Below are 16,540 nucleotides of genomic sequence, written 5' to 3' on the forward strand. Positions count from 1 at the left end.
TTGGGCTGGCGCCAAAAACCACTGTGGGAGCGGGCTTGCCCGCGATGGCGGCAGATCAGTCAATATCAATGGTGACTGATACATCGCAATCGCGGGCAAGCCCGCTCCCACAGGGATTATTGCTAAACCGGACACCGTTGCAGGTGCCCGGTTTATCGGTTTTAGCCGATGGTCATCAAGCTCGCATTACCACCCGCCGCAGCGGTGTTAACGCTTAACGCACGCTCAATCACCAGGCGCTCCAACGCAATGTTGGTTTCGCCCTGAGACAAACCCTGAACACCGACAATGGCGCCCGCACGCTTGGCCACTTGCTGGCACACCGCACGCAGCTGATCGGAATGGCCGTGATGCAGAACCGCATCCAGCACCACTTCGTCTTTGTTCCAGTCGGACACCAGCTTGATCCGCGCCTGAACTTCCTTCGGCAGGCGTGCGAACAATGCCTTGCTCAGGTCAGTTTCCGGCCATACCGCCGAACCGCCGACAGCGAGTACCGCCGCCAGTTGAGTCAGCAGGTCGCCTTCGACTTCCGCCAGGCACAGCACGTGTTCGCGCGGCAGGATGGCGTAGCTGTTGCGCTCACCGGTCGGGCCCGCCAGTGTGCGGGTGATCCCGCTTTGCGATTGTGCTGCGTACTGCACGCACAGGGTGCTCAGGTCGGCAAACTTGTTGCTGTCAGCCCAGGCTTTCAAGGCAGTCAGCGGCTTGCTCATGGCGTCACGCAGACGAACGTCCGGCGCTACGGCAGCATCACCGCGAGCGAAGGATTGTTCGATTGCATCGGTAGGACGTGTCGACAGCAAACGGTACAGGTACAGCGGACCACCGGCCTTCGGGCCAGTGCCCGACAAACCTTCGCCGCCGAATGGCTGCACGCCGACCACGGCACCGACGATGTTGCGGTTCACGTAGACGTTACCGGCGTTGACGTTGTCGATCACCTTGGCGATGGTTTCGTCGATGCGCGTGTGCACGCCCAGCGTCAGGCCATAGCCGGAAGCGTTGATCTGACCGATCAGTTGATCGATGTCTTTGCGCTTGTAGCGAACCACGTGCAGTACCGGGCCGAAGATCTCGCGCTGCAACTCGTCAAAGCTTTCCAGCTCGATCAGGGTCGGCATCACGAAGGTGCCGCGTTTGACTTCTTCGCTGTTGGCGATGGCCACCTGGTATACGTTGCGACCTTTGTCGCGCATGGCCTGGATGTGTTTCTCGATGCCAGCCTTGGCTTCGGCGTCGATCACCGGGCCGATGTCCACGGACAGGCGCTCGGGATTGCCGAGGCGGCATTCAGCCATGGCACCTTTGAGCATTTCGATGACACGGTCGGCGGAATCTTCCTGCAAGCACAGCACGCGCAGTGCCGAGCAACGTTGGCCGGCGCTGTCGAAGGCCGACGACACCACATCAATCACAACCTGTTCGGTCAATGCCGAAGAGTCGACGATCATCGCGTTCTGGCCGCCGGTTTCGGCGATCAACGGAATCGGACGGCCCTGGCTGTCCAGGCGACCGGCGATATTGCGTTGCAGCAAACGAGCGACTTCGGTGGAACCGGTAAACATCACGCCTTTGACGCGATCATCACCGACCAGGCCGGCACCGACAGTTTCGCCACGGCCCGGCAGCAGTTGCAGCACGCCTTCCGGAATCCCGGCTTCGAGCAGCAAACGCACGGCTTGAGCGGCTACCAGCGGGGTTTGTTCCGCAGGCTTGGCCAGTACCGGGTTACCGGCGGCCAGCGCAGCAGCCACTTGACCACTGAAGATGGCCAGCGGGAAGTTCCACGGGCTGATGCACACCACCGGACCCAGTGGGCGGTGGGCGTCGTTGGTGAAATCGTTGCGGGCCTGCACCGCGTAATAACGCAGGAAGTCCACGGCCTCACGCACTTCGGCGATGGCGTTGGCGAAGGTCTTGCCGGCTTCGCGAGCCAACAGGCCCATCAGCGGCTGGATTTCGCCTTCCATCAAGTCGGCGGCACGTTCCAGAATCGCGGCGCGTTCAGCGGGCGGGGTGGCCTGCCAGATCGGCGCGGCGTTCAGGGCGCACTGGATCGCGTTATCAACGTCATCGACGGTGGCTTCCTGAACATGGCCAACCACGTCACGCAGATCGGACGGGTTCAGCACCGGTGCAGGTGTTTCAGTGCTGGAGGCGCAACCGAGCATCGGCGCGGCTTTCCAGTGGTTGTGAGCGGTGGCCAGCAGCGCGCAGGACAAGGAGGCCAGGCGATGTTCGTTGGCCATGTCGATGCCGCTGGAGTTGGCGCGCTCGGCACCGTACAGGTCACGCGGCAGCGGGATACGCGGGTGTGGCAAGCCGAAGCCGCCTTCCAGCGTCGCCATCTGCTCGATGCTGGCCACTGGATCGGCCACCAGCTCCTGAATCGAAATCGACTGATCGGCGATACGGTTGACGAACGAAGTGTTCGCGCCGTTTTCCAGCAGGCGACGTACCAGGTACGCCAACAGTGTTTCGTGAGTACCGACCGGAGCGTACACGCGGCACGGACGGTTCAGCTTGCCTTCGGAAACTTTGCCTACAACCTGTTCGTACAGCGGTTCACCCATGCCGTGCAGGCATTGGAACTCGTACTGGCCAGGGTAATAGTTCTGACCGGCAATGTGATAAATGGCCGACAGCGTGTGGGCGTTGTGCGTAGCGAATTGCGGGTAGATGACTTCCGGTACCGACAGCAGTTTGCGGGCGCAAGCGATGTAGGAAACGTCGGTGTACACCTTGCGGGTGTAGACCGGATAGCCTTCCAGGCCTTCGACTTGGGCGCGTTTGATCTCGCTGTCCCAGTACGCGCCTTTTACCAGACGGATCATCAGGCGATGACGGCTGCGGCGAGCCAGGTCGATCACGTAGTCGATCACATACGGGCAACGCTTCTGGTACGCCTGGATCACGAAACCGATGCCGTTCCAGCCGGTCAGTTGCGGCTCGAAGCACAGGCGCTCCAGCAGATCCAGCGACAGCTCGAGGCGGTCAGCTTCTTCAGCATCGATGTTCAGGCCGATGTCGTACTGCTTGGCCAGCAAGGTCAGCGACAACAGGCGCGGGTACAACTCGTCCATCACGCGCTCGTATTGCGCGCGGCTGTAACGCGGGTGCAAAGCGGACAGCTTGATCGAAATGCCCGGGCCTTCATAAATCCCACGACCGTGGGACGCTTTGCCGATCGAGTGAATGGCTTGTTCGTACGAGGCCAGATACTTCTGGGCATCGTGTTCGGTGAGTGCCGCTTCACCCAGCATGTCATAGGAATAGCGGAAACCCTTGGCTTCGAACTTGCTGGCATTGGCCAAGGCTTCGGCGATGGTTTCGCCGGTGACGAACTGCTCGCCCATCAGGCGCATGGCCATGTCGACGCCCTTGCGGATCATCGGCTCGCCGCTCTTGCCAATGATGCGGCTCAGCGACGAAGTCAGGCCGGCTTCGTTATGCGTGGCGACCAGTTTGCCGGTCAGCAACAGACCCCAGGTGGCGGCGTTGACGAACAGCGACGGGCTGTTGCCCAGGTGCGGCTGCCAGTTACCGGTGCTGATCTTGTCGCGGATCAGCGCATCGCGAGTGCCTTTGTCCGGGATGCGCAGCAGCGCTTCGGCCAGGCACATCAGCGCCACGCCTTCCTGGGACGACAGCGAGAATTCTTGCAGCAGGCCCTGCACGATGCCGGCACGGCCACCGGCACTCTTCTGATTGCGCAGTTTTTCGGCAATCGAGGCAGCGAGCTTGTTGGTAGCTTCAGCCATGGCGACCGGCAGGCGAGCCTGTTCGATCAGCATCGGCACCACTTCCGGCTCGGGGCGACGGTAGGCGGCGGTGATCGAGGCGCGCAGTACCGATTGCGGCAGGATGCTTTCGGCGAATTCGAGGAAGCACTGGTGGGCGTGATCCAGAGGCGCATCGACGGTATCGTCGGAATCCTTGGTCAAACCGTTCAGCTCGGTCAGGGTTGCACCACCCTCGAGTTTTTCCAGGTAATTAAAGATTGCCTGCTTGATCAGCCAGTGTGGCGTGCGATCAATCGAGGACGCGGCGGCCTTGAGGCGCTCGCGTGTCGGGTCGTCAAGTTTGACCCCAAGGGTGGTGGTAGCCATATTTTTATCCTCATGTTTGCCACGACCGCGTGGCATCAGCTGGCGGCAAGATTAGCCGTGCAACTGTTGAGGTGCAACCGGGTGCAACCCTTTTTTTGCCGGAATAATAGGCAGCTCGTCAGGAAATAAATTCTGGTACGCCAGTGCTGCATTCAGTTGGTGCTTTTTAGAGCGGTCGACGTCCGTGCTTGCTCCGAAAAGGAGCAAAAGCGTCGCTTTTAATTATATTTCCGACTAGGTGCAACTTATTCTCAAAAAATGGGTTGCACCTTATTTGCTTTGTTGAATAGCATTCGCGCCCCAAGGTGCAACCCGTAAAAATACGGGTGCACCGGCTGATGGCTTTCCTGGGGAAACATCAGTCATAAATGCGCGGGACCCTGGATCGTCTGTCAAACGTCGTCGTTTGCGTGCGGTTCACCCACCGCCGCTACATAAAAACAAAGCCAGGGCGTAACTCAATGAGCGTAAGCAATCCAACCCTGATCACGTTCGTGATCTACATCGCAGCAATGGTGCTGATCGGCTTGATGGCCTATCGCTCCACCAACAACCTTTCTGACTACATTCTGGGCGGTCGCAGCCTGGGCAGCGTCGTGACTGCATTGTCCGCCGGCGCCTCCGACATGAGCGGCTGGTTGTTGATGGGCCTGCCGGGCGCCATCTACATGTCTGGTCTGTCCGAAAGCTGGATCGCCATCGGCCTGATCATCGGTGCGTACCTGAACTGGCTGTTCGTCGCCGGCCGTCTGCGTGTGCAGACCGAGCACAACGGTGATGCCCTGACCCTGCCGGATTACTTTGCCAGCCGTTTCGAAGATAAAAGCGGTCTGCTGCGGATCATCTCCGCGATCGTGATTCTGGTGTTCTTCACCATCTATTGCGCATCCGGCATCGTGGCCGGCGCCCGTCTGTTCGAAAGCACCTTCGGCATGTCTTACGAGACAGCGCTGTGGGCCGGTGCTGCGGCGACGATTGCCTACACCTTCGTTGGCGGTTTCCTGGCAGTAAGCTGGACTGACACCGTACAAGCCACGCTGATGATCTTCGCCCTGCTGCTGACGCCGATCATCGTGCTGCTGGCCACCGGTGGCGTCGACACCACGTTCCTGGCCATCGAAGCGCAGGACCCAAGCAACTTCGACATGCTGAAGAACACCACCTTCATCGGCATCATTTCGTTGATGGGCTGGGGCCTGGGCTACTTCGGTCAACCGCACATCCTGGCGCGTTTCATGGCGGCGGATTCGGTCAAGTCGATCGCTAACGCCCGTCGCATCTCCATGACCTGGATGATCCTGTGCCTGGGCGGCACCGTGGCTGTGGGCTTCTTCGGTATTGCCTACTTCTCGGCGCACCCTGCCGTGGCCATGCCGGTTTCTGAAAACCACGAGCGTGTGTTTATCGAACTGGCGAAAATCCTGTTCAACCCATGGATCGCCGGCGTGCTGCTGTCGGCCATTCTGGCTGCCGTCATGAGCACCCTGAGCTGCCAATTGCTGGTGTGCTCGAGCGCCCTGACCGAAGACTTCTACAAAACCTTCCTGCGCAAATCCGCTTCCCAGCTCGAACTGGTCTGGGTCGGCCGCGCCATGGTGCTGGTGGTTGCACTGATCGCCATCGCGTTGGCCGCTAACCCGGAAAACCGCGTACTGGGCCTGGTCAGCTACGCCTGGGCTGGTTTCGGTGCCGCATTCGGTCCGGTGGTGCTGATCTCCGTGATCTGGAAAGACATGACTCGCAACGGCGCACTGGCCGGTATCCTGGTCGGCGCGATCACCGTGATCGTCTGGAAACACTTCGAACTGCTGGGTCTGTACGAAATCATCCCTGGTTTCATCTTCGCCAGCCTGGCGATCTACATCGTCAGCAAACTGGGCACGCCGACTCACGGCATGCTGCAGCGTTTCGCTGCTGCCGAGGCAGATTTCCGCCTGAACAAGTGATGGGGGAGCTTCGGCTCTGACCTTTCGCCGCACCTGAAAACGGCCCGCTTCCTGTTGGAGGCGGGCCGTTTTTTTATGGCGCAGATCTCGTGCTATCGAAGTTCTAATGTGAGCGAGCTTGCTCGCGATTGCGTCGGGTCTGTTGACATCAATGTTGAATGAATAACCGCAATCGCGAACAAGCTCGCACAGGGATTGGTGGTGGTTTTGAGGGAGATGTCTGTAGCCAAACGCACTGATTTTTGAAGGACAAATCTCTTAAAAAGTAGGGAAAGTCTGATTTTCTTGTCCCTCCCTCAACACCCCTTGTCGCTCATGCAGAATCGCCCGCCTTCATTCTGCAGAGACACATCGGATGTTCGCGCCTGCCAATCAACCGCGTTTCACGTTGACCCTCGACGGCGTCCAGAATGAGCTCAAGGTCCTTGAGTTCACGGGCAAGGAAGCCATCAGCCAGCCCTACCGTTTTGACCTGGAACTGGTCAGTGACCGACCGGACATCGAGCTTGAAAGCCTGCTGCACCGTCAGGCGTTTCTGAGTTTCGATGCGCAAGGTAGCGGTATTCATGGTCAGATTTTTCGGGTCGGCCAAAGCGACTCCGGGAAACGTCTGACGGGCTACCAAATCAGCCTGGTTCCACGACTGGCTTACCTCGGACAGCGCATCAATCAGCGGATCTTCCAGCACCAAAGCGTGCCGGCGATCATCGCGCAAGTGCTCAAGGACCACGGCATCCAGCGCGATGCTTTCGAGTTCCAACTGGGCAGTGAATACGCCCCTCGCGAGTACTGCGTGCAGTACGCCGAAAGTGATCTGGCGTTCATTCAGCGGCTTTGTACGGAGATCGGTATTCACTACCACTTCCAGCACAGCGCCGACGGGCATCTGTTGGTGTTCGGTGATGATCAGACCGTTTTTCCTCGGCTGCCCGAGCCGACGCTCTACCTGCCGGGCAGCGGCATGGCGGCGGATGCGCCGGCCATCAAGCGCTTCAACGTGCGTCTGGAAACCCGCACCACAGCGGTTGCCCGTCGCGATTACGACTTTCAGAAACCGCGCCTGCAACTCGATAACCGAGTCGACAGCGAACAGCGGCCGGTGCTGGAGGATTATCACTTTCCCGGCCAGTTCACTGATCGCGAACACGGCAGACAACTGACCCAACGCGCACTCGAACGCCACAACGCCGACTTCCGCCAGGCCGAAGGTAAAGGCGACGATTCGGCGCTGGTGTGTGGACATTTCCTGCACCTCGCCGAGCATCCGCGTCAGGCATGGAACGACCTCTGGCTGATCACCGAAATCGAACATCGTGGTCGCCAGCCGCAAGTGCTGGAAGAGTCGGCCACCAGCGACGACCCGGATGATTTCCAGGGCTATCGCAATACCTTTCTGGCAACGCCGTGGGACGTTTCGTTTCGCCCGCCGCTGGGGCCGCAAAAGCCTCGCATGCTTGGCTATCAACCCGCCGTGGTCACCGGCCCGGCCGACAGCGAAATCCATTGCGACGAGTTCGGGCGGGTCAAGGTTCAGCTCGCCTGGGACCGCAACGGTCAACTTAACGAGCATTCCAGTTGTTGGCTGCGCGTTGCGACAGGCTGGGCGCATGACCGTTATGGCAGCGTGCTGATCCCGCGCGTCGGCATGGAAGTGCTGGTCGGGTTCATTGACGCCGATGCTGACAATCCACTGGTGATGGGTTGCCTGCCCAACGCAGCGACCCCGGTGCCGCTGGACCTGCCCGCCGACAAGACCCGAAGTATTTTCCGCAGCCAGAGCAGTCCGGGTGGCGGCGGCTACAACGAGTTGCGCATCGAGGATCGCAAAGGCGCCGAGGAAATCTACCTGCGCGCCCAGCGAAACTGGACCCAGCACGTGTTGAATGATCAACAGGTGCAGGTCGGTAACCAGCGCAGCATCGTCGTCTCCGGCACCGCTCGCCATGAGATGAAGGCCGACGAGCAGCGCATCACCCACGGTCAGCGCCAGGCTGAAGTGAAGCTCGATGATCATTTGGTGGTGGCGGGCGACCGACACATCCGCGTGACCAGCCAGGCGCTTAGCGCGAGCCAGCAATTTCACGTCAGCGCCGGCCAGCAAGTGGTGATCGACGGTGGTGCCAGCGCGACGATTCAGGCAGGTGGGCAGTGGATCAACATTGGCCCTGGGGGGATTTTCAGCAGCGTGCCGATTCAGGTGGGCGGGGCATTGATGCCGGCGATGGCGGCTGCAACGGCGTCGCTGGATGCACCGCTGAAACTCGCCGCCGCACCGGCAGCGGTGTTGAGCGCTGCGCAGATCATGAGCCTGAAAAGTGATGCGCCGTTCTGTGAGGAGTGTGAGCGTTGCAAGGATGGGGTATGCCCTACGCCGAATACTTTAAGCGGTGCGCCCAAGGCGTCATCCGTTACACCTGCTTCAACTGTTGAACCTGGTTTCCATATTGTCGAACAGGGGATGTCCCGGTCTGCACTCGAATCAATATTGTTTCCACAGCCGGCCCCGGCAGTACTGGAAAAATTTCGCAGCCTTAATCCACAACTCACCCAATACGCCAAGCCTGGGCAATTGATCGTCTTGAGCGATCCACGCAATACGCAATGCACTCGTGAAGAAGCCCTGTTGATGGAGGCTGCGCAAAAAGTCGACGCGGCACTTGAGCCGTTGAGTGATGCGGAAGCTGAGTTCATGGCGCGTCACCATGGGGAGATTCAATCCTTTCTTTCGCATGGCTCGACAGGCGTTGGCGTTGGTTCGGCGATGTTCGGTAAGCACTTGGGCAACTTGAAAGAGACCCTTGTAGAGCTTGAAAACCTGCACAAACGCACCTTCGATAAACACGGAAAACTGCAGGGCGCGGATTTCTTTACCGAGCGTAAAAAGCTGATGGGACGGTTGGATAGCAGTCTTGGGCCATTGGTGCGCAAAGGGGTGGGTATCCCTGATCACCCAAAACTTAAAAATGCGCTGGGGATATCAAATCGCAGCCTTGTGCATCATTGGAGTAAGGCGGGTACAGCGGGAGGGATTCCTGGGTATGCGACGCATATTGATGGGGTGAGTAAGGCCGGCAAGGTGATGAAGCTAGGTGGCTGGGTCGGGATTGGTTTGGGGGCGACTGCTTCGGGGTTGAAAGTTAAGGAGACTTGTCGGGTCGGGACGGAAGAGGCTTGCAGGAGGGTGAGGTTTACGGAGGCAGGCAAGTTAACTGGTGCTATCGGGGGCAGCGCTTTGGGGGCGGTTATTGGGACGTATGGTGTAACTACTTGCGTCGGAATGGGTATTTTAAGTGCCGGTACTGGCGGTGTGGTCTGTTCATTGTTTTTAGTGGGAGCGGGAACATTCGTAGGAGGAATGGTAGGGGAGGTCGGAGGAGAAAAAATTGGTGAAATAATTTATGAGGAGTCTGTTGATGAGAAATGACGATGAGGTCTTATTTGTCTTGGTCACTGGCGGGATGTTTTTTGGTCTTGGGTTTATTTTTATTGTGGGCCAATTGTATCTGGCGTGCTTTCAATTAAAAAAAATAATTGGTTGTTTGAGTAACTCTCGTGGGGTTTTACTGCGTAAGCCTTTAATGGATGATGGTGTTTTTGGTGTCTTTTTCATGTTGATTTGTATGGGGGCTTTTTTTATGTTTCCGTCTAAGTCGATCAGGTGTGGAAACTTAGATGAAAATGATTATTTGAGTTTTCCTCGGGGGCTTTTGAGTTGTATAAAATTTCTTTATGCAGCTGGTGTTGGAGGAGGGGTGGCAATGTTTGTGCTTTTTTTTGGTGGGAAATATATGGGCTGGATTGAGTGATTTTATCTCGCTGGTGCGTTAAATGAGTTTCTTGATTTTATATGCGATTTACTGGGCAGGTCCGGACGCATTTGAAGCCGTGCTCAATCGGATATTTCCCGTTGTAGGTTTTTTATTCGTTGCGTCAATAGCGGTGATGTTTTATTTGGCGTGTTTCAAAATGGACAAAATACTCGACGCCATGAGCCGATCTGAAGTGGTGACATTGCGCAGCCCAATTAAGGGGCAGTGTTTTCGCTCCAGGTATGAGGCATTGTTTGTTATCTGGTATGTTTTAACGTTTCGCGACTTGGCACTAAAACGTGGGCATTTGAATGAGCGCGACTACGATGATTTTTCTATTGGTTTGCGATGGTTGATTAGAGGTAGTTGCAGCAGCATCTACTTTGTATTTTTCTGTTTTATCCTCGTTGAGTGGATTTATGAGTCTTTGAGTTGGGTCGATTGGCTGTTAACAACTCTGGATTATTTGGTTTGGTGGATGGCTGAAGTTAGAGGTGGTTTCTATGAGCGGTGATTGCATCAAAAACTGGCTACAAATCCATCCCCTTAACAGCACGGAACAACTCTTCGCCATCTTCAGTAACGCTAGCGCTGCCGAGCCGTTCAAGGCTTGGCAGGCGTTAGCGAATGCTCCCAGCCCTATTTGGGCCGACACGATTTACTCCGAGTGGGATGCGGTGATGCCTTATGTGGGAATTGTCGACGCAGACAGTGGGTTTCTGGATTGGGTACCGACCACTGAATCCCGAGACTGGGGCTGGTTGGCGGTGTCTTCGGCGAGCCTTGAGGCGGTGGTTGCGCATTTGCGCAGCCTCACCCAGGTCAAGCTGCCGGATGGTAAAGCGGTGTTTTTCCGTTTTTGGGATGGGCGTTACTTGCTGCCGATTTTGCAGTCGGCTGAAGTGAGTGCCTCGGAATTGCTGCCGGTGATTGAGCGGTGTTTGATCAATGGGCAGTCGGTTGATATCGGTGGCAGTGCGTTGCAAACATCGAAGGTTTTTCCATGGTGGGAGGTTTCTGAATCCCTGCTGCTACACCTCGGTGCTGAAGATGCTTCGACCCTGATCAACAATCTGGTGCGGTGGCTGAGTGAGGAGCATCCGGGCCTGTTCGAGGCGTTTTCAGAGGGGGTGTTGCGACGCAAGGTCGAGATGTTTCTTGCGACGCCTGACCTGCCTGGTGGACCGAAAGCCGAGTTGTTGGAGCACTTGATGGCGGAGCTGGAATGATCGGGTGTAGGGCCAGTCGAAATTTCTGGGCAAGGTCGTCGGACGTTTCCTTCAAGTTGTGGCGGCTTTCATGAACTGGTTTGAAATGTTCTCCATCGATAGTCTTTGGCTGTCACCGCGCAAGTGGTGGCAGGGTGTAGGAGCCCTCACTCATGATGCAACAGCTCTGTCGTTTGATTGCGGCACTTAATGTGTGCCCATAAAATCGTTCGCGGCGGCTGTGCGCGGGACACGCTTCGGCGTGACCGAGGTTCATGAGTGCTCGGTACTCCTACTCCTGCGCATGGCTGCCACCCAAACCTGTAGGAGGGGGCGTTTGGCAGCTCGTATTTCTCACTCATGGAAATTACAAATGACGACGTTAACGCCGGATCCACCCTACGAAAAACCCATTCCCCACCCCAAAAGCCGCTTCATGGCACTCACCAGCAACTGCACTGAAATGCCCACGCTGTTCGTCGATACCCACGCCCCGCTCGATGTTTTAACCGAAGCCGCCAGCTACCGAATCCGCGCCGTCACCCAAGTGCTGGAAAACATGTCCATGCGTGGGTCTGTCGAGTGTGAGTCGTTCATCCTCAGTGATTTCGCTTTGCTGTGCGCCATCCCGTTGCGCGATGGGTGCGATGTGCTGGATGTTATCGGGCGGCGATTGCGGGCTCGGGCTTCGGAATAGCGCTGACAGAACACGCTTTGTAGCAGCTGGCGAAGCCTGCGTCCGGCTGCGCAGCAGTCGTAAAATCAGGTTTCGCGGTGTTTCAGGCTCTCCTTGCAAGCTGGATTTACGACTGCTGCGCAGCCGGACGCAGGCTTCGCCAGCTGCTACAAAGAGCGTTGCAGGGGCTGTCGCAGCAGTCTCCGCAATCGCCCGCTCGGCTGCGAAGCCCTGACGTTCGCCTCGGTACAAGGTAAACTTCCCGGCCTTCGCAGGAGCAATCATGAATTATCGTCACGCCTTCCATGCCGGCAATCACGCCGATGTGTTCAAACACCTGACTTTGACCCGCCTCATCGCCCTGATGTCGCGCAAGGAGCAGCCGTTTGCCTATCTCGACACTCACGCCGGCATTGGCCTGTATGACCTTCAGGGCGATCAGGCGAGCCGTACCGGTGAGTACCTGGAAGGTATTGCGCGTCTGTGGGATCAGCCGGATCTGCCAGCATTGACCGCCGATTATATGAAGGTGCTGCATGACATGAACCCGGATGGCCAGTTGCGCTATTACCCGGGTTCCCCTGAGCTGGCGCGGCGTCTGACGCGGCCGCAGGATCGGGTAATGCTCAACGAGAAGCATCCGGAAGACGGTTTGCTGCTCAAGGACAACATGGCGGGCGATCGCCGGGTCAAGGTGCATCTGGGCGAAGGTTGGCATGTGCCGCGTGCGATGTTGCCGGTGCAGGAGAAGCGCGCGGTGATGTTGATCGATCCGCCGTTCGAGCAGCTCGATGAGATGCAGCGTTGTGCGGCATCGCTCAAAGAGGCGATTGGCCGGATGCGCCAAACCGTGGCGGCGATCTGGTACCCGGTGAAGGACCAGCGCATGTTGCGTCGTTTCTATCAGGACCTGGCGGGCACGGGCGCGCCGAAGCTGTTGCGCGTGGAGTTGCTGGTGCATCCGCTGGATACGCCGAACAGCCTGAACGGCTCCGGGATGGCGATTGCCAATCCGCCGTGGGGTCTGGAAGAGGAATTGCGCGAGCTGCTGCCGTGGTTGTCCAAGAAACTTGGGCAAACCCAGGGCGGGTGGCAGATGGATTGGTTGATTGCTGAGAGTTGATCAGTTGGTGATGATCGTTCCCACGCTCTGCGTGGGAATGCAGCCCGGGACGCTCCGCGTCCCAACAGCGGACGCGGAGCGTCCATTGAGGCATTCCCACGCAGAGCGTGGGAACGATCAATCTGAAATCAAATCGGGCAGGTCACGCCCGTGCCGCCAATCCCGCAATACCCTTCAGGGTTCTTGGCCAGGTACTGCTGGTGATACGCCTCGGCGAAGTAGACCGTCGGGGCCTGGTCGATTTCGGTGGTGATCTCGCCTTTGCCGGCCTTGGTCAGTTCGGTCTGGAACACTGCCTTGCTGTTGAGTGCCGCGTCCAATTGCTCCTGGGTGGTGGCATAGATCACCGAGCGGTACTGAGTGCCGATGTCGTTGCCCTGACGCATGCCTTGGGTCGGGTTGTGCAGTTCCCAGAACATTTTCAACAGCGCTTCGTAGCTGACTTTCGCCTTGTCGTACACCACCAGCACCACTTCGCTGTGGCCAGTCAGGCCTGAGCAGACTTCTTCATACGTTGGGTTCGGCGTGTAGCCGCCGGCGTAACCCACCACGGTGCTGACCACGCCTTCGCGCTGCCAGAAGCGACGTTCCGCGCCCCAGAAGCAGCCGAGGCCGAAGATCGCGAAGTCGACGTCCTCGAAGAACGGGCCCAGCAGTGGTGTGTCGGTAAAAACAAAATGCTTTTCAGGCAGGTTCATCGCGGTTTCGCGGCCAGGCAGAGCTTGTTCTTTTGTTGGAAGCACGTTTTTGTTCACCAGAATTTCCGAGCGCAAGACCATGATCAGTCCCCTCAGTCAGGTTGAGTGTAATTGGTCAGACACGCAGTTTGCCCGAGTGTTACGCCGATGTCAGGCGAACGGGCCACGCGGGTAGCGCTTGAGCTTTTCGATCAGCTCGGCGCCGGGGATTGGTCGGTCGAACAGGTAGCCCTGGCCGACGTCGCAGCGGTGACGGCGCAAGAAGGCCAACTGCTCGGCCGTCTCGATGCCTTCGGCCACGACCTTGAGTTTCAGGTTGTGGGCCATGGCGATCACCGCGGAGGTGATTTCCATGTCGTCCTGGTTGTCCGGGATTTCGTGGATGAAGCTGCGATCGATCTTGATGATGTCGATCGGGAATTTTTTCAGGTAGCTGAGCGACGAGTATCCGGTGCCGAAGTCATCCATGGCCAGGGTCAGGCCCAGGCGCTTGAGTTGATCAAGCTGCAAGTGCGTGTCTTCGGTGGCTTCCAGCAGCAGGCCTTCGGTGAGTTCCAACTCCAGCAGGTGGGCTGGCAGCGCTTCTTCCTTGAGGATGGTCGCGATGGACGACACCAGGTCCGGGTCGGAGAACTGTTTGGGTGACAGGTTGATCGCCACTTGAAGATTGCCCAGGCCGGCGGCGCTCAGCGCCTTGCTCATGCGGCAGGCCTGGCGGGCGATCCATTTGCCGATCGGGATGATCAGCCCGGTTTCTTCGGCGACGCTGATGAACTGGTCCGGGCGGATCATGCCTTTGTCGGGGTGGTTCCAGCGCAACAACGCTTCCATCCCCAGCAGGCGGCCACTGCGCAAGCACAGCTTGGGCTGATAGAACACGTCCAGCTCGTTCTGGGTGAGGGCGCGGCGCAGGTTGTTCTCGACGAACAGCTTGTAGCTGGCCTCGGCATTCAGCGCTTCGGTGAACACCTGGACCTGATGCTTGCCGTTGGCCTTGGCCTTGTGCAGCGCCAGGCCGGCGTTGCGCATCAGGGTTTGCGGGTCACGACCATGCAGCGGCGCGCAGGCCAGGCCCACGGAACCGGTGACGCTGATCAACTGGTTGTCGACGAACATCGGCTTGTCGAGGGTCATCAGCAACTGATTGGCGACCTGCAGGCCGGTGCGCATATCGGTGTTGTCCAGCAACACAGCGAATTCGTTACTGGCGAAGCGCGCCAGGCTGCCACTCGGGCTCAGGCTGTTGCGCAGGCGTCGGGCCAGGCTGATCAACAGTTTGTCGCCGGTCTGGTGACCGAGGCTGTCGTTGATCCGCTTGAAGTTGTCGATGTCCACCAGCAACAGGCAGATGGGCGTATCGGTGTCGCGGGCGAAGCGTTCATCGAGGTTGCGGATGAATGCGGGGCGGTTGCCGAGGTTGGTCAGGTTGTCGGTGTAGGCCAGGCGCTCGATGCGCTGCTGGGCGAGTTTGGTCTGGGTGATGTCTTCGTAAATGCCGATGTAATGCGTCAACTCGCGGTTATCGCCGTACACCTTGGAGATTGATAACTGCCCCCAGTACGGTTCGAGGTTCTTTCGTCGGCTCTTGAATTCGCCTTGCCAGCTGTTGCTCTTGGCCAGTGCCGAGGGTGCGTCGAACAGCAATTCACTGAGGTTCTCCAGTGCCGGCAGTTCCGACAGCCGCTGGCCGTGGACTTCTTCGGTGGTGTACTGGGTGATCGCGGTGAAGCTGGGGTTGACGTATTCCACCACGCCGTCGCAATTGACCAGCAAAAAGGCGTTGGCGCTTTGCTCGACCGCACGCTGGAACAGGTGCAGGGCGCTGGTGGCGGTGCGGCGGTTGTGGTTGTTGATGACTTGGGCGAACTGATCCGCCAGCTCGCCGGCAAACGCGATTTCGTCCGACTGCCAGGCGCGGGTAGCACCCGTCTGCTCCAGGCAGAGCACGCCGACCACTTGACCGTCGACGCGGATACTGGCGTCGAGCATCGCGTTCACATCGCGCGGGCGCAGGCTCTCGGCCATGTCCCGGGTGCGCGGATCACGCATGGCGTTATGGGCGTCAATGGCGCGGCTGCTGTGCAGGGCTTCGAGGTAGTCGGGGAAGCCGCTGACGTCGATCGGGTCCGGCAGCAGATATTCCCCGCTGACGCGGTGAAAAGCCGAAATCGGCACCAGCATCGAGTCTTCGAGGTTCCACAGGCTGGCGCAGTCGATTTCGTAGATATCGCAGGCGCTGCGGGTGATCAGTTCGGCGGCTTCTTTCAGAGAATTGTTGCTGCTGTAGCGCTGGCGGGTCAGCAACAGGATCAGGTCCTGCTGGGCGCGCACCCGGTCCAGATGCTGCAACTGTTCCTGCTGGGCGCGCTGGTTGAGTTCCAGGGCGATTTGCAGGCGCGAGTTCTGGGTCTCCAGATCCTGCGCGGGGGATAGCTGAAAGTCCTTGAACAGGTCGTCGACGACCAGCAAATAGCCGCGCAACAAGTGCCGATTGTGCTGTTTATAGGCTTCGCCCAGTTCCAGCAGGTTCAAGGCGCCAGAGGCGGTGTGCAAGGTGTAGCGGATCTGGTAATTCGGACTGTCGGTGAGTTGCTGCTGGACCGCGTCATGCAACTGATAGCGCGCTTCGGGCTCCATCAGGCTGGCGTAGGGTGAGTCGACCAACGCACACAGGTCCACGGCCGGCAGACCGAAATGACGTTCGCAATTAGGATCGAGAAACAGCAGCGCCCAGCTAGGTTCATTCAGCCGTTCGAAACGCAGCATGCCGAGCCGCGAGGGCACAGGCAACTGCGTCACTACCTCGGCCACCATTCGGCTGGCGGCATCGGGTTGGCTTTTCATTGAGGGAAACTCACTTCGAATGTGCTGATCGCGCCGGGCTCTCGCCCTCTTAACTGTTGTCTGCGGCAAGGTTGCATCATTGCGGCACTGACTGACAAGAGACATGAAGGCCAAGTGCTATAAG

At 58.4% G+C, this 16,540-nt stretch carries 9 protein-coding genes and 1 pseudogene; 7 read left to right on the top strand and 3 right to left on the bottom strand.

All coding sequences use genetic code 11. From position 1 onward, the window contains the following. Positions 1 to 161: 161 nt before the first annotated feature. Positions 162 to 4,112 carry a trifunctional transcriptional regulator/proline dehydrogenase/L-glutamate gamma-semialdehyde dehydrogenase gene (gene putA, locus C7534_RS07405; protein ID WP_109785400.1) on the bottom strand — a complete coding sequence of 1,317 codons (3,951 nt, stop codon included), beginning with the start codon at positions 4,110 to 4,112 and terminating at the stop codon, positions 162 to 164. Positions 4,113 to 4,573: 461 nt separating this feature from the next. Between putA and putP the strand changes: the two genes are divergently transcribed. The 7 genes and pseudogenes from putP (at position 4,574) to C7534_RS07440 (ending at position 12,874) form a co-directional block, all read left to right on the top strand. After that, positions 4,574 to 6,058, top strand: a complete 1,485-nt coding sequence (putP, locus tag C7534_RS07410) for a sodium/proline symporter PutP (protein WP_046031125.1) — start codon at positions 4,574 to 4,576, stop codon at positions 6,056 to 6,058. 355 nt (positions 6,059 to 6,413) lie between these two features. Then, a pseudogene (locus C7534_RS07415) lies at positions 6,414 to 8,423 on the top strand (type VI secretion system Vgr family protein); the annotation flags it as partial. 1,048 nt (positions 8,424 to 9,471) lie between these two features. Next, positions 9,472 to 9,864 (top strand): hypothetical protein, encoded by a 393-nt coding sequence (locus C7534_RS07420; RefSeq protein WP_109785401.1) that lies wholly within the window; start codon positions 9,472 to 9,474, stop codon positions 9,862 to 9,864. Between the two features lie 22 nt (positions 9,865 to 9,886). Continuing rightward, positions 9,887 to 10,381, top strand: coding sequence for a hypothetical protein (locus C7534_RS07425; RefSeq protein ID WP_109785402.1), 495 nt, complete (start codon positions 9,887 to 9,889; stop codon positions 10,379 to 10,381). Continuing rightward, on the top strand, positions 10,371 to 11,096 hold the full coding sequence (locus tag C7534_RS07430) for a DUF4123 domain-containing protein (protein ID WP_109785403.1): 726 nt from the start codon (positions 10,371 to 10,373) through the stop codon (positions 11,094 to 11,096). Before C7534_RS07425 ends, C7534_RS07430 begins: the two co-directional genes overlap by 11 nt. 352 nt (positions 11,097 to 11,448) lie before the next feature. Beyond that, on the top strand, positions 11,449 to 11,772 hold the full coding sequence (locus tag C7534_RS07435) for a hypothetical protein (RefSeq protein WP_109785404.1): 324 nt from the start codon (positions 11,449 to 11,451) through the stop codon (positions 11,770 to 11,772). 262 nt (positions 11,773 to 12,034) lie between these two features. Further along, a complete protein-coding gene (locus C7534_RS07440) occupies positions 12,035 to 12,874 on the top strand; it encodes a 23S rRNA (adenine(2030)-N(6))-methyltransferase RlmJ (RefSeq protein ID WP_109785405.1) in 840 nt (279 codons plus the stop codon). Between the two features lie 128 nt (positions 12,875 to 13,002). Here C7534_RS07440 and msrA read toward each other — a convergent pair whose 3' ends face one another. Both msrA and C7534_RS07450 read right to left on the bottom strand, forming a co-directional pair. Further along, positions 13,003 to 13,653, bottom strand: coding sequence for a peptide-methionine (S)-S-oxide reductase MsrA (gene msrA / locus C7534_RS07445; protein WP_109785406.1), 651 nt, complete (start codon positions 13,651 to 13,653; stop codon positions 13,003 to 13,005). A gap of 69 nt (positions 13,654 to 13,722) precedes the next feature. Beyond that, the gene (locus C7534_RS07450) at positions 13,723 to 16,416 is read right to left on the bottom strand and encodes a putative bifunctional diguanylate cyclase/phosphodiesterase (protein WP_109785407.1); all 2,694 of its coding nucleotides are present in this window, start codon (positions 16,414 to 16,416) and stop codon (positions 13,723 to 13,725) included. Positions 16,417 to 16,540 lie beyond the last annotated feature (124 nt).

The organism is Pseudomonas sp. OV226 (assembly GCF_003148705.1).
Lineage (GTDB): Bacteria > Pseudomonadota > Gammaproteobacteria > Pseudomonadales > Pseudomonadaceae > Aquipseudomonas.

Coding starts and splice junctions, on each gene's coding strand:
- C7534_RS07430 (WP_109785403.1), top strand. CDS start 10,371: ATGAGCGGTGATTGCATCAAAAACTGGCTACAAATCCATCCCCTTAAC.
- putA (WP_109785400.1), bottom strand. CDS start 4,112: ATGGCTACCACCACCCTTGGGGTCAAACTTGACGACCCGACACGCGAG.
- C7534_RS07450 (WP_109785407.1), bottom strand. CDS start 16,416: ATGAAAAGCCAACCCGATGCCGCCAGCCGAATGGTGGCCGAGGTAGTG.
- putP (WP_046031125.1), top strand. CDS start 4,574: ATGAGCGTAAGCAATCCAACCCTGATCACGTTCGTGATCTACATCGCA.
- C7534_RS07435 (WP_109785404.1), top strand. CDS start 11,449: ATGACGACGTTAACGCCGGATCCACCCTACGAAAAACCCATTCCCCAC.
- C7534_RS07425 (WP_109785402.1), top strand. CDS start 9,887: ATGAGTTTCTTGATTTTATATGCGATTTACTGGGCAGGTCCGGACGCA.
- C7534_RS07420 (WP_109785401.1), top strand. CDS start 9,472: ATGAGAAATGACGATGAGGTCTTATTTGTCTTGGTCACTGGCGGGATG.
- msrA (WP_109785406.1), bottom strand. CDS start 13,653: ATGGTCTTGCGCTCGGAAATTCTGGTGAACAAAAACGTGCTTCCAACA.
- C7534_RS07440 (WP_109785405.1), top strand. CDS start 12,035: ATGAATTATCGTCACGCCTTCCATGCCGGCAATCACGCCGATGTGTTC.